A 13004-nucleotide genomic window follows, 5' to 3' on the forward strand; every position below is an offset into this window, starting at 1 on the left:
GCCGGTCTCGGTCTATGTTAGTCCTTCTTTGTAACTTTTGCGTTTCCGCTTGATCTCATATCGCGGATAACGCCTGTACCTTTAAAATCGATCTTGCTCACTCCACCCGCACTCACGGTGAGTTCTTTATTAACAGTGATCTCCATTTTTGAAGCACCATCTGCATCTACTTCGCAAAAATCAGTAATGAGTCCATAAGAATTGAACTTACTTGCTCCATCGAGTTTTACTGACAATGAGCCTGCCCTACCTTTTAGCCTGCTATCACTTGCGCCATCAAGTACCATTTCTAATTCGCTAACATTCAGTTCTCCGTTGATATCGCTTGCCCCGTCCATTTTAATGCTCATTTTCTCACCTTTAATTACTCCCATCAACTCTACGTCACAGGCCCCGTCAGCATTTATCATTTCCAGTTGCCGAACAGAAACATATGCTTTTAGTTTCTGGTTCCCAGTCCATTTCCATCCATTACCATTAAATCCAATCTTCAGAATACCATTTTCCACCTTAGTGATTATCCGATCTCGTTGATTTGCGCTGGAAGCACTTACGGCAACGGCATCTTCATCTCCCTGGGTAATATATACATCAAAATTAGTATCCGCTTTTATGCCCTTGAAGCTACTTACTGTACGAATCTGGGCATTAGGATCATTTATGATGAATTTCTGTGCTTTCACCGCCAATGAGGCAAATGTTACAAGCAGCGAAAGAAATAATGTTTTCATGATAGTGTTTTAGGCTTAATTAACTTTTAGATTTTACACTTCCACCACTTGAAGTACTCACTTTCCTGATAGTTCCAGTTCCTTTGTAGTTTACCAATCCGCCACTACTAGCCTCGGCACTGAGTTCTTTAGATACATTTACATGAATAAGTGCACCACTGCTGGCATCAGCTGAACAATTCAAGCTGGAAATATCATATCCCTTAAAAATTGCACCGCTACTGGCTTCAACACTGAGTTGGTCAACAGTACCCTTTAATTCAGTTATTGCACCGCTGCTGTTATCTGAACTAATACTTTTTGCCTTAAATTCTGCATTGATTATTGCTCCCGAACTGGCATCAAGCTCGAGCTTATCAACTGTAATGGCACTTCCCGTTTTGACCATTGAGCCGGATGATGCGCTCAAACTTTCTAATTCACGGAGAGAAACATAGGCCTTGAATTTTACATTCCTGCGCCATTTCCAGTCCAGCCCCTTATTATCTATCCCTATTTTAAGCACGCCATTTTCAACCACGGTGGTAATCCGATCGGTATAATCGGGATTACTGCTACTCACCGCAACTGCATCTTTATCACCCTGTTGCAATAATAATTCGATGCCTGCTGACACCTTAACTCCCTTAAAACCACTCACATTTCTTGTGCGGGCATTACTATCCTTAACAGTAGTTGTTTGCGCCCACGCACCTGCTGCAGCCATAACCATGAAAGCCATCAATATTATCTTCTTCATAAAAAGGTATTTTGAGTGAGACGGACCACAATTCCAAAAAGTTACAGCTCATTTAAAAAAAATGACCTTAATTTCGCTTCGGTTACAATCGTAATCAACAGATTCCTCGGGGTGCTCCCGGCTGAGTAATACTTGCCGGATGCTGAGATAATACCCGTAGAACCTGGACAGGGTAATGCCTGCGCAGGGAAGGTGGTTCAAATCTATTCATTCCTCCTTTTGCTTTCGCAGCATTTCTCTCAAATCATTTTTTCAAACTAATTATTTCAAATGAAAAAATTGCTTTTGGGGATTTGCGCTTTATTGTCAGTTCTCCCCTTGCTGGCCCAACAACGCCGGCTTACAGTTATTGATGCACAGAGTAAACAACCTCTTACAGGGGTAACAATTGAATTACCGAACGGCAATACCGTGATGACGGATGTTGATGGTAATGCAATAATTCCCACAAATTCAACTTTCACAGTGCTTAGTAGTATTGGTTTCCGTACTACTAAAATTACCATTGATAAAGATGTTGATACTGTTTTAATGGAAAGGCACAATCTATTCTTACAGCCTGTTGAGGTAAGGGCGGTGAGGGCCGGAGACAGGAGTCCATTTGCCCACACCAACATTTCAGGGAGAGAACTTTCAAAGCAGAACCTGGGTCAGGACCTCCCCTTCTTACTAAACCAAACCCCATCTGTGGTGGTAAGTTCAGATGCAGGAAATGGCGTGGGTTATACGGGGATCAGGATCAGGGGGAGCGATGCCACCAGGATCAATATGACACTCAATGGTATTCCTTATAACGATGCCGAAAGCCAGGGGTTGTTTCTGGTGAACCTGCCTGATTTTGCTTCCTCAGTGAGCAGCATTCAAATTCAGCGGGGTGTGGGAACATCCAGTAATGGAGCAGGGGCATTTGGTGCCAGTATAAATATAAGCACCAATGAATTCAATGAAGAAGCCTATGCTGAAATTAATAATAGTTATGGGTCGTTCAATACGTGGAAAAATACTGTTAAGGCGGGCAGTGGACTAATAAGTGATCATTTCACTATTGACGCACGCCTTTCACGGATAACAAGTGATGGCTATATTGACAGGGCAAGCTCCAACCTTTCATCCTTTTATGTTTCAGGAGCTTATCTTAACGACAAGTCGAGTATTCGTTTCAATGTGTTTTCAGGTAAAGAAAAAACCTATCAGGCCTGGAATGGCCTTCCACAGGCAGAGGCCAAAACCAACCGCACCTTCAATAGTGCAGGCACTGAAAAGCCGGGAGAACCTTATGACAATGAAACAGACAATTACCAACAGGATCATTATCAACTATTCTTTAACCATGCTTTTTCAGAAAAGTTATCCCTCAACCTCGCAACTTTTCTTACGCGCGGGAGAGGATACTACGAACAATATAAAGCGGAAGAATCATACAATGATTATGGGTTAGAGAATCCGGTTGTAGGCGGAATAGAACTGGAAACAACAGACCTGGTACGTCAACTTTGGCTCGACAATCATTTCTATGGAGCAACTTATTCTCTGCAGTACAAACATAAATTAACCCAACTTACTTTCGGCGGCGCTTATACGAAGTACGATGGCAACCATTTCGGCAAAGTGATTTGGGCAACTAATGCAATAAGTAAAGATCATAGGTGGTATGACAATGATGCCTTGAAAAAGGATTTTAATTTTTTTGGGAAATGGCAGCAAAAACTTGGAACAAACTGGCTTAGCTTTCTGGATTTGCAATACCGCAATGTGAGTTATGATATAACCGGTTTTCGCAACAATCCGGGAATAACCACTGCCACTAAATATAATTTCTTCAATCCGAAAGCCGGGATAAGTTATTCCAGAAATAAGTGGAATGTTTTTGCCTCCTATTCTGTTGGCAACAAGGAGCCAAACCGTGACGACTTTGAAGCGGGTGAAGAACAACAACCTCAAAGAGAACAACTACATGATATTGAAGTTGGACTTGAACGAAAGAATGGCAATCATTCATTTGGTGCTAATCTATATTATATGATTTACAGGAACCAATTGGTACTTACCGGAAAAATAAATGATGTGGGTGCCTACACGAGATCCAATATTGATCGAAGCTATAGGGTTGGAATTGAACTACAGGGCGCCACAAGACCCGCCAGCTGGCTCCATTTGATTGGCAATCTTACTTTGAGTGAAAACAAAGTGATCGGATTCACTGAGTATATTGATGATTATGATGAGGGTATACAAAAGGTAAATTCTTATGATAAAACAGATATATCTTTTTCTCCAGGAGTCATAGGAACAGCAACTGCTTTAGTTACTCCGTTTAAAAATGCAGAATTAGCAATAATCGGGAAATATGTGGGCAAACAATTTCTTGATAATACTTCATCAGCAGATCGAAGTCTGGCGGCATTTTACACACAGGATTTACGTTTCCGGTATACTATAAAAGGAAAGATCCTGGATGAGCTGGGATTGGTGCTGCAGGTGAATAATGTGTTCAATAAACTATACGAACCAAACGGTTATACCTTCAGCTATATTTACGACAAAACCTTATATACGGAAAACTACGTTTATCCAATGGCGGGAATAAACTGGATGGCGGGAGTAAATATTCGATTGTAACAATTACGAAGTAGAATTACCGGTATATCTCCTATATGTAAAAATCATCTTTGGCATCATTTAGGATTATAGTTAGATACTTTAATCCGTACCTGATGAAAAAAACCATCGCCCTGAACGTCGCTATTATTTTGATCTTTTACCTGGTCTTTTTATTTGCCGGCGGCAGGTAACAAAAAAAGCGTGAGGATTCATATCTCTCACGCTTTTGTTTTATAATTTCTAACCTAATTACTTTCCGGAAAACTTATCCTGCCATTCAAGCATCCCGCCAGCAAGATTTTTTGTATTGGTGAAACCCATTGTTTCCAGAAAGAGGCAGGCCGTCATACTTCTTTTACCACTTCTGCAATGGATTATGAGTTCTTCGTTCTTCAGGTCTTCTAATTCATCAATTTGCATTGACTGGATCTTTCCCAAAGGGATAAGCTTTGCTCCAATATTGAACTCTGCATATTCTTCGGGTTCACGCACATCAATGATGTTCAGCTTCTCCCCTGCATCCATACGGCTTTTTAGCTCCTCAACAGTAATAATGTCCATAATCAGAAATTTACGGGTTTTGATTAATAGTTGTTATCAACAGCAGGTGCTACCCGGGTTGTGGTATCACGCTGAGGTTTTTGGGTACTTAACCAGACATCAATCATTTGTCCAGGCCTGATCCTGTTCACTCTCCGGTCGGGAGTATTACGTTCGGGGCTTTGACGGTAAATAAATGCATTGACAGTATCCTTAACATCATCATCCAGAACCCTTGCCCCAAAACTAATTCCACTTGCATTCAAAATTTCTTTTGCATCTGCATAAGTCATTCCAAAAAGGTCAGGAACACCCATATCAATATTCGATAATCCGCTACCCAGAACAAGATTGATTGGAGTACCCATAGGTAAGCGGGTTCCTGGCTTTATCTCTTCTTTATTTTTTAATTGGGTAAGAACAGAGTTCTTGGCAAAATCAGGCTTGTAAGTAGTGTCACCCATTTTTAGTCCAAACTGCTTTAAAACTATGGCTGCATTTCGCACACTCATCCCGACCAGGTTGGGCATCACTACATCAGGTGGAACTGTTCTATTAACCGTTAAGTAGACAGTTCTGTTCTTTTTTACTTTTGCCTCTGGTTCAGGAAACTGTTTCACTACTGCCCTGGCCTGAATGGTATCGCGGTAAACGGAATCCTGGATCACCACTTCAAAGCCTATAGATTCTAATTGTTCCCTTGCTTCCTCAAAAGATTTACCTGTAACAGATGGTACATTTACCTCCTCTCCATGCCTGGTGAAAAAATCAAGCGAGTTAAAGAATAAGAGAATCAATCCTGCCACGATTAATATGGCTATCAACAGATTCAGCCAAATAGATTTTTTTGAGAGTGATGCAAACACAGGCTACTTTTTAAAATAAGAAATGGATTTCAAAGAAAATGAAAATTATTTACCCGTCAAGGCTTCATCCAGGAGCGCTGAGTAAAAATCACGCAACGTCCAGCCCATAGCATTAACCTGTTGAGGAACGATGCTGGCTTCACTTTGTCCGGGAACAGTATTGATCTCCAGGAGGAAAGGTTGCCCGATTGCTTCATTATAAATGAAATCAATGCGTATTACTCCGCTGCAATTAAAAACCTGATAAACTTTTGCTGCTGTTTGACGTACTTTCTCGGCAATATCATCGCTTACAACTGCAGGGGTGATTTCTTCACTTAATCCCTCATACTTTGCTTCAAAATCAAAAAATTCCTTTTTGGTAATTACCTCTGTAAAAGGCAGCGTAACTATATCCCCTTTATGCCGGAAAACACCAATTGTAAACTCCCTTCCTTCAATAAACTCCTCCACAAGCACCTGGTCGTCTTCGAGAAAAGCTTTCTCAAGAGCTTCAGGAAGATCTTCTGCCTTATTAACTTTACTCATTCCAATACTGCTACCACCATTGTTAGGTTTGACAAAGACCGGGAGGTTCAACTGGGCAGCAATCGAAACGGCGGAGGCATGGCGGTTACTAAACAGGTGCAATGACCTTGCAACGTGAATACCTGCAAAAGCTGCAACTGCAACAGTGTACCTTTTATTAAAAGTAAGGGCGGAACTTGCAGCATCACATGTAGTATAAGGCAGACCGATCATGTCAAAATAGCCCTGTAATTTCCCATCTTCTCCCGGGGTTCCGTGGATGCCAATAAATACTCCATCAAACACCACCTTTTGATTATGGAAATTTAAGCTGAAATCATTCCGATCAACCTGTATGTCGTCGCCATTAGCGGCGGTATGCCACCATCCATCTTTCCGGATATCAATCTTGTAAACTTCAAATCTGTCCGTATCAATATTCTTTTCGATGGTAATAGCTGATTTGTAGGAGATCTCTGCCTCAGCGGAATATCCACCGGTAAGGAAGGCGATGACTGGTCTCTCGCTCATTTATTTATCAATTGGTTTTTAACAAAAAGGTGAAGGATCTTATCCTTCACCCGTTACACGATGGGAAATATCACCCACCTATACGAAGTAGCTTTCGCTACAATTAAACTGTGTTCCTGTAAGATACATTTTCCCGTTGAAAATCTGAAATTTAAAGATGCAACCTTTCTTTTTTAGCGAGGAGTTCATCCACTGTTTCCCGATACATTTCGTCCGGAACACAACAGTCTACCGGGCAAACAGCAGCACACTGGGGTTCCTCATGAAATCCCTGGCATTCTGTGCATTTATTGGGCACGATATAATAAGTGTCAACACTTATTGGGTTATTGCGCTGATCTGCGTCTAAAACGGTACCATCCATTAAAGCAAAACTGCCTTTTACGGATGTTCCATCGCTGAGCGCCCATTCAACGCCACCCTCATAAATAGCATTATTCGGACATTCGGGTTCACAGGCACCACAGTTGATACATTCTTCTGTTATTTTGATAGCCATGAGTAGAAATTTTTAGTGGGTTGTATAAGTTAACTTTGCACGCAAATTAAGAGGTACATGTTGAATTTACAACACAGGATCGATTTATTGGTAGAATTGGGTAAATATATCAAGGCCGATGGGCCTGAATGGCAGGGTATTAAGCAAAAAGCATCCCTGACCAATGCGTGGTTTACGAATGAATTTGTTGACATATCGGCTACTAATATTGCAAATAATTTCCTCTCCCGGGTCAAACTGGACGAGGTTGCTTCTAAATACGAGCTTCCTAATCTTCAGAAATCACCCAAAACAGTTGGGATCGTTATGGCAGGCAATATTCCTATGGTGGGTTTCCATGATTGGTTATGTGTTTTCATGAGTGGACATAGCGCCATGATCAAGTTAAGCTCAAAAGACAATATCCTTTTGGAACATCTTATAAAAAAACTTTATGAGTGGGAGGATAAAGTTAAGCAGAATACAATCTTTGGTGAATTGCTCAAAGGATGTGATGCTTACCTGGCCACCGGAAGCGACAATACTTCCAGGTATTTTGACTATTATTTTTCCAAATACCCACATATAATTCGCCGTAATCGAACTTCAGCAGCAATTCTGGATGGCAGTGAGACAATTGAGGAACTCAACCTCCTTTCAGATGATATTAACATGTACTTTGGATTAGGCTGCCGAAATGTTACCAAACTTTACCTGCCACATAATTACGATTTCATCCCTCTCTTAGGTGCCATGAATAAGTATCTGTATTTTTTTGAACACAATAAATACAAGAATAATTACGATTACCAGCTGGCCATTCAATTGCTCAATAATAAATACTACATGACCAATGGTTCTATATTACTTGTTGAAGCAAGTTCCTTATACTCCCCTATCAGCCAACTGCATTATGAGCATTATGAAAATAGAGAACTGGTTCTGGAAAACTTAAAGAGTAACCCTTCTGTCCAATGCCTGGTAGGACATAGGCTTACCCCTTTTGGAACTGCTCAATGCCCTGGATGGGAAGATTATGCCGACGATGTTAACACAATGGCATTTTTGGTAACTTTATGAGTGTCATCTACGAAGGTCTTAGTAAAACTATTGTTAAACTGGATTACGATGCAACTGAAACCTTGTCACCTTCGTTATTTTGTAGTGCGTCAGGCATATTGTTTGACCATCAAGTTAAAAAATTAAGGATCATCATATGAAATTGCAGCAAATTTTACCGGTTATCCTGATCAGTGCAGCCACATCAATAGGAAGTATGTATGCCTACAATAAATATGTAAGCAAAGAAGCATATACCTATATAGGCTCAGACAGCAATCGTGTTCCTGTCAATTATGCAGGTTTTTTTGACGGCATTAATGGTAGTCCCACAGACTTTAGTGATGCAGCAGCCAGTGCTATACCCGCAACAGTTCACATTAAAACAAAGAGTACTCGTACTGCCAGCAATAATCTTCCCAAACGTAGTCCCTTATTCGATCTTTTCGGATTCGACTGGGATGAAGGCATGGCGCCCCGTTCATTACCACAAATGGCTTCCGGTTCAGGCGCCATAATAAGTGATGATGGTTACATCGTAACAAATAACCATGTGGTAGACGGAGCTGATGATATTACGGTAACTATGAGTGATAAGAAATCCTACAAGGCCAAACTTGTGGCATCTGATCCCAGTAGTGATCTTGCATTGATCAAGATAGACGCGAAGGGGCTGCCATTCCTGATGTATGGCAATTCGGATGAAGTGAGAGTAGGTCAGTGGGTTTTGGCAATAGGATATCCCCTGAATCTGGAAACAACTGTTACTGCTGGTATCGTAAGTGCGAAAAGCCGGACTCTTGAAATTAACCGCAGGCAGAGCCGCACTCCTATTGAGTCATTCATACAAACAGATGCGGCAGTAAACCCCGGTAATAGTGGCGGACCGCTCATTAATACTGCCGGGCAACTTATAGGAATAAATTCTGCCATTGCATCTCCAACAGGATCTTATGCAGGCTATTCTTTTACCATTCCGGTTAATATGGTTAAGAAGATCGTAGCTGATCTTATGAAATTTGGAACCGTTCAGCGTGCTTATCTTGGTATTAACTATGCTCCTGATAATTTAAGTGAGGAAGTGAAGACCCAGGAGGGGATTAAATCTGGCGAAGGAGTTTTTGTGATGGATGTTACAAAAGATGGAGCCGCAGCAGCATCAGGAATAAAAAAAGGCGATTTTATTACACGCATTAATAATGTGCCTGTAAGATCGGGAGCAGAGATGGTGGGGCAGATCGCTACCTATAGGCCTGGTGATAAGGTAAAGATCGGCTTCCGCAGAGATGGAAAAGAAATGATAAGCGATGTTATCTTAAGGAATAGCAGCGGAACCACGGATGTAGTCAAGACAAGTGTTTTAGATAAGCTAGGCGCAGATATGGCAACCATAGATGCAAAACTTGCAAAAGAGATGGGGATCAAGGGTGGGGTGATCGTGAAATCGATTGATGAGAATGGCGCCTTTTCCAAAACAAGAATGGAAGAAGGTTTTGTGATCCTCAAAGTGAATGGAAAAGAAGTGAATACTGTAGATGACTTTCGTTTAGAAATGGAAAAGGCGGGAATATCTGTTACCCTGGATGGAATGTATCCCGGATATGAGGGTGTTTTCAGATACCCAATGAAGTTAGATTAACAATAGAAAAACCAATAAAAAAAGCTACCTGAAAAATCAGGTAGCTTTTTAGTTTTGTTGAACCGAATTATTTAACAAAAACCAGGTATTGCCACCCCTTGAGGTTAATGGTTGGTTCAGCGTTAAAGTCATGGAGATGTCCACTAAATGCATTTGCGAATTCACCACTAACATCTTCCCTATTAAACGAAATAGCAGATGTATCGGAAGCAGACAAATTAAGTATAACCAGCACTTCTCTGTTCCCGTTTTTTCTTATAAAGGAGAATAATCCTTCATTGCTACCAGTATAGATTCTTCGGGTGATTGCTTCTTTATCACCTGCTCTTAATGCCGGATTTGTCTTACGTAAATTCAGTAACACTTTATAAAATTCATGTAACTGGTAAGAGCCGTTCCATTCAATAGTATCCTTATCGAAAAATTTTAGTCTCTTTTTATTTGGCAACTCCTGTCCACTGTATATCATAGGAATTCCGTTCCAGGTAGCTCCGAAAACAGCAAATGCCAATGCTGCCTCTCCATATTTTTCATACTCAGTTCCGTTCCAGCTGTTTTCATCATGGTTTGTTGTGAAGTACATTCTAACTGCAGCTGGAACAAAATGTTGTTCATACTTATGAAGAAGTTGGTCCAGCCCATTAATATCAGTATTACCCTTACAAAAGTCAGCCGTTTTATGCATCCATTCCCAGGTATAGGTTGCATCAAATGCTTCATGATAATTAGCTTCTTCACACTCTGCTAGCCAAAACAGCTTCCGCTCCTTGTCTAATTCTGCGCGGGCTTCTTTCCAGAAATCCAGCGGAACCAGCATTGCCATATCACATCGAAAGCCATCAATACCAGTTTCCCTAACCCAAAACCGCATAGCTTCGATGAGTGCCAGGCGCATATCCCGGTTATTAAAATCAAGATCTATAACGTCATCCCATCCGTTTGAGTCAAAAAAATGGCCGTGTTCATTGATTTTGAAAAAATCCGGATTGGTCTTCGTCCAGCTATGCCCCCAACCTGTATGGTTAGCGACCCAATCAATAATAACTTTTAATCCAAGTTCATGGGCTACCGCCACCATTTTCCGGAAGTCGTCAATGGAACCATACTCTGGATTGGTAGAGGTAAAATCGCAACAAGCATAGTAACTCCCGAGGCTTCCCTTTCTTTGTTCAGTTGCGATTGGAGTTATGGGCATGAACCACAAAACTTCAACACCCATATCTTTCAATCTGGGCATTTCCCGGCTAAAGGCTTCGAAGGTGCCTTCCTTTGTATATTGACGGAGGTTGACCTCGTAAACATTTGTAGAACGGACCCAATCGAGTGCTTCGAAAACAACATTACTCATCATTATATAGGTTTTTGAAAGTTGAGTAGAGTGAAAATAAGATAAAAAATCACAAAGGCACTGCATGATCAAACCAACTAACTTTGCAATTGTTTAACTGAAAAGATCACTAATCGAGAAGTAATGAAGCAATTTGATGTGCCTGTTAAATACCGTAGTCCTTTGATAACTGCCGTGAAGGAGAAAAGAAAGTTGGAAGACCGGTTAAAAAAGGATTTCACTCCAACAGAACTTGACCTGGGAAATTTAAAGGTTTTTCTTGCACGTCATTTCGGCTTTTGTTATGGGGTAGAAAATGCCATTGAGATTGCTTTCAGAACGGTAGATGAAAATCCCGGAAAGCGAATATTTCTGTTAAGTGAAATGATCCACAATCCACAGGTAAATGCGGATTTACAAAAGCATGGAGTTCAATTTCTTCAGGACACTTATGGCAAACAAATCATTCCATTCGATGAGATAAATGCAAATGACATTGTTCTGATTCCGGCATTTGGCACCACACTGGCAATTGAAAAGATGCTTCGCGACAAGGGCATACAAACTGAAAAATACAATACAACCTGTCCTTTCGTTGAAAAGGTTTGGAATCGAAGTGAGCAGATCGCCTCAAAAGGATATAGTATTATAATCCATGGAAAGCCCATGCATGAAGAAACCCGTGCGACATTTTCACATGCTGCTGCCAATGCGCCCGCGGTTATATTAAATGACTTACACGACGCAGAAATCCTGGGAGGATTCATCAAGGGGGAATTACCGACTGATTCATTTTATGAAATTTTCAGGGGGCGTTATACTGAAGGCTTTGATGTAAAGAAAGATCTTGGAAGATTTGGCGTGGTTAATCAGACTACGCAACTTGCCAGTGATACCCAGGAAATTGCGGAATATTTAAAAAAGCTGGTAATGGAACATTATCAGTTAGATTCTACCACCATTAATCAAAGATTTGCTGACACCCGTGACACCCTATGTTATGCAACAAATGACAATCAAACAGCAGTTTCAGGAATGCTTGAAACGACTGCTGATCTTGCCATAGTTGTGGGCGGATATAATTCATCCAATACAACCCACCTGGTTGAGCTATGCGAAAAGAAGTTACCGACCTATTTTATAAATAACCCGGATAAATTAATTTCTCCAAACGAGATCCAACATTTTGATTTTCATACAAAAACGGAATTAGTTTCGACCAATTATTTACCAACTGTTCGCCCGGTTAGGATATTAATTACCAGTGGGGCCTCTTGTCCGGATGCTATTGTAGAAGAAGTTATTCGAAAATTGGCGGTTTTTACCGATTCCCTTGATGGAGTTGAAAGATATCTTCACTCGATTAACCATTAAAGGCTGAAAATGGGTGTTTTCACCCTTTTAAATGAATTTGGCAGGTATTAATTTGTGTCAAATTCAAGGGCATGGAACTATACCAAAAATTCCAGGTGGTTCAATTCATTGTGATCTTGGCAACTTGTTTAGTTGGATTACGACTATTATGGGAAGGGAAATCACCCGAAAAAACCTACATACTTCCTTTTTGTATAATTGATTTAGTTGTTACTGGGATAACTGTATATACCTATTATTTTTATAAGTTTCATTTTAATCTAACCATACTTGTTGTATTATTTTCATGGGTAGAAATATTTTTCATCTCTTATTATATAAATGATGTTATTGGAGAAAAAAAAGAATTATTTATACCAATATCATTAAGTCTATTCAGCCCCATTATCTCGAAGCTTTTATTAGAAGATTACCATTTACTACCAATGGTTACTAGCTGCATTTATATTACTATATGCTCATTTAAATATATTAAATGGATATTTAACAAAGATTCTGATGTTCGGTTGAAAGAGACAAGACATTATTGGATTGTTCTAGGCATCATGCTCTGCTACACCACTTCAATCCCATATTGGATAAGTGATTTATTCTTGCAGCGAAGTTTTGCGG

General features: G+C 40.4%; 11 protein-coding genes and 1 riboswitch. Of the genes, 4 read left to right on the forward strand and 7 right to left on the reverse strand.

The window, feature by feature from the left end:
• Positions 1–17: 17 nt before the first annotated feature.
• Both V6M43_RS14515 and V6M43_RS14520 read right to left on the reverse strand, forming a co-directional pair.
• Positions 18–731 carry a head GIN domain-containing protein gene (locus V6M43_RS14515; RefSeq protein ID WP_332736459.1) on the reverse strand — a complete coding sequence of 238 codons (714 nt, stop codon included), beginning with the start codon at positions 729–731 and terminating at the stop codon, positions 18–20.
• A gap of 19 nt (positions 732–750) precedes the next feature.
• Complete coding sequence (locus V6M43_RS14520) at positions 751–1470, reverse strand: head GIN domain-containing protein (RefSeq protein WP_332736461.1); 720 nt, start codon at positions 1468–1470, stop codon at positions 751–753.
• Between the two features lie 97 nt (positions 1471–1567).
• Positions 1568–1677, forward strand: a riboswitch (TPP riboswitch).
• A gap of 63 nt (positions 1678–1740) precedes the next feature.
• Here V6M43_RS14520 and V6M43_RS14525 point away from each other — a divergent pair.
• Entirely contained in the window at positions 1741–4089 is a 2349-nt protein-coding gene (locus V6M43_RS14525; RefSeq protein WP_332736463.1) for a TonB-dependent receptor, read from the forward strand.
• A gap of 231 nt (positions 4090–4320) precedes the next feature.
• Here V6M43_RS14525 and V6M43_RS14530 read toward each other — a convergent pair whose 3' ends face one another.
• From V6M43_RS14530 to V6M43_RS14545, 4 genes are all read right to left on the reverse strand, one after another.
• Positions 4321–4632: a rhodanese-like domain-containing protein gene (locus V6M43_RS14530; protein WP_332736465.1), complete on the reverse strand. Its 312-nt coding sequence runs from the start codon at positions 4630–4632 to the stop codon at positions 4321–4323.
• Positions 4633–4655: 23 nt separating this feature from the next.
• The gene (locus V6M43_RS14535; protein WP_332736467.1) at positions 4656–5477 is read right to left on the reverse strand and encodes a PASTA domain-containing protein; all 822 of its coding nucleotides are present in this window, start codon (positions 5475–5477) and stop codon (positions 4656–4658) included.
• A 45-nt stretch (positions 5478–5522) separates the two neighbouring features.
• Positions 5523–6515 carry a D-alanine--D-alanine ligase gene (locus V6M43_RS14540; RefSeq protein WP_332736469.1) on the reverse strand — a complete coding sequence of 331 codons (993 nt, stop codon included), beginning with the start codon at positions 6513–6515 and terminating at the stop codon, positions 5523–5525.
• A gap of 151 nt (positions 6516–6666) precedes the next feature.
• On the reverse strand, positions 6667–7014 hold the full coding sequence (locus V6M43_RS14545; RefSeq protein ID WP_332736471.1) for a 4Fe-4S dicluster domain-containing protein: 348 nt from the start codon (positions 7012–7014) through the stop codon (positions 6667–6669).
• A 57-nt stretch (positions 7015–7071) separates the two neighbouring features.
• Between V6M43_RS14545 and V6M43_RS14550 the strand changes: the two genes are divergently transcribed.
• Positions 7072–8073, forward strand: a complete 1002-nt coding sequence (locus tag V6M43_RS14550; protein ID WP_332736473.1) for an acyl-CoA reductase — start codon at positions 7072–7074, stop codon at positions 8071–8073.
• A 136-nt stretch (positions 8074–8209) separates the two neighbouring features.
• Positions 8210–9691 (forward strand): trypsin-like peptidase domain-containing protein, encoded by a 1482-nt coding sequence (locus V6M43_RS14555; RefSeq protein WP_332736475.1) that lies wholly within the window; start codon positions 8210–8212, stop codon positions 9689–9691.
• Positions 9692–9758: 67 nt separating this feature from the next.
• Here V6M43_RS14555 and V6M43_RS14560 read toward each other — a convergent pair whose 3' ends face one another.
• Complete coding sequence (locus V6M43_RS14560; RefSeq protein ID WP_332736477.1) at positions 9759–11042, reverse strand: alpha-amylase family glycosyl hydrolase; 1284 nt, start codon at positions 11040–11042, stop codon at positions 9759–9761.
• 120 nt (positions 11043–11162) lie between these two features.
• Here V6M43_RS14560 and V6M43_RS14565 point away from each other — a divergent pair, with 120 nt between their 5' ends.
• Positions 11163–12392, forward strand: a complete 1230-nt coding sequence (locus V6M43_RS14565; RefSeq protein WP_332736479.1) for a 4-hydroxy-3-methylbut-2-enyl diphosphate reductase — start codon at positions 11163–11165, stop codon at positions 12390–12392.
• Positions 12393–13004 lie beyond the last annotated feature (612 nt).

The sequence above is a fragment of the Flavihumibacter sp. genome (assembly GCF_036676075.1).
Classification (GTDB): Bacteria; Bacteroidota; Bacteroidia; order Chitinophagales; family Chitinophagaceae; genus Flavihumibacter.

What these genes read in the sequence shown, in the direction of transcription:
- V6M43_RS14515 (WP_332736459.1), bottom strand. Translation starts at nt 731, where the DNA reads ATGAAAACATTATTTCTTTCGCTGCTTGTAACATTTGCCTCATTGGCG.
- V6M43_RS14530 (WP_332736465.1), bottom strand. Translation starts at nt 4,632, where the DNA reads ATGGACATTATTACTGTTGAGGAGCTAAAAAGCCGTATGGATGCAGGG.
- V6M43_RS14520 (WP_332736461.1), bottom strand. Translation starts at nt 1,470, where the DNA reads ATGAAGAAGATAATATTGATGGCTTTCATGGTTATGGCTGCAGCAGGT.
- V6M43_RS14545 (WP_332736471.1), bottom strand. Translation starts at nt 7,014, where the DNA reads ATGGCTATCAAAATAACAGAAGAATGTATCAACTGTGGTGCCTGTGAA.
- V6M43_RS14555 (WP_332736475.1), top strand. Translation starts at nt 8,210, where the DNA reads ATGAAATTGCAGCAAATTTTACCGGTTATCCTGATCAGTGCAGCCACA.
- V6M43_RS14540 (WP_332736469.1), bottom strand. Translation starts at nt 6,515, where the DNA reads ATGAGCGAGAGACCAGTCATCGCCTTCCTTACCGGTGGATATTCCGCT.
- V6M43_RS14565 (WP_332736479.1), top strand. Translation starts at nt 11,163, where the DNA reads ATGAAGCAATTTGATGTGCCTGTTAAATACCGTAGTCCTTTGATAACT.
- V6M43_RS14550 (WP_332736473.1), top strand. Translation starts at nt 7,072, where the DNA reads ATGTTGAATTTACAACACAGGATCGATTTATTGGTAGAATTGGGTAAA.
- V6M43_RS14525 (WP_332736463.1), top strand. Translation starts at nt 1,741, where the DNA reads ATGAAAAAATTGCTTTTGGGGATTTGCGCTTTATTGTCAGTTCTCCCC.
- V6M43_RS14560 (WP_332736477.1), bottom strand. Translation starts at nt 11,042, where the DNA reads ATGATGAGTAATGTTGTTTTCGAAGCACTCGATTGGGTCCGTTCTACA.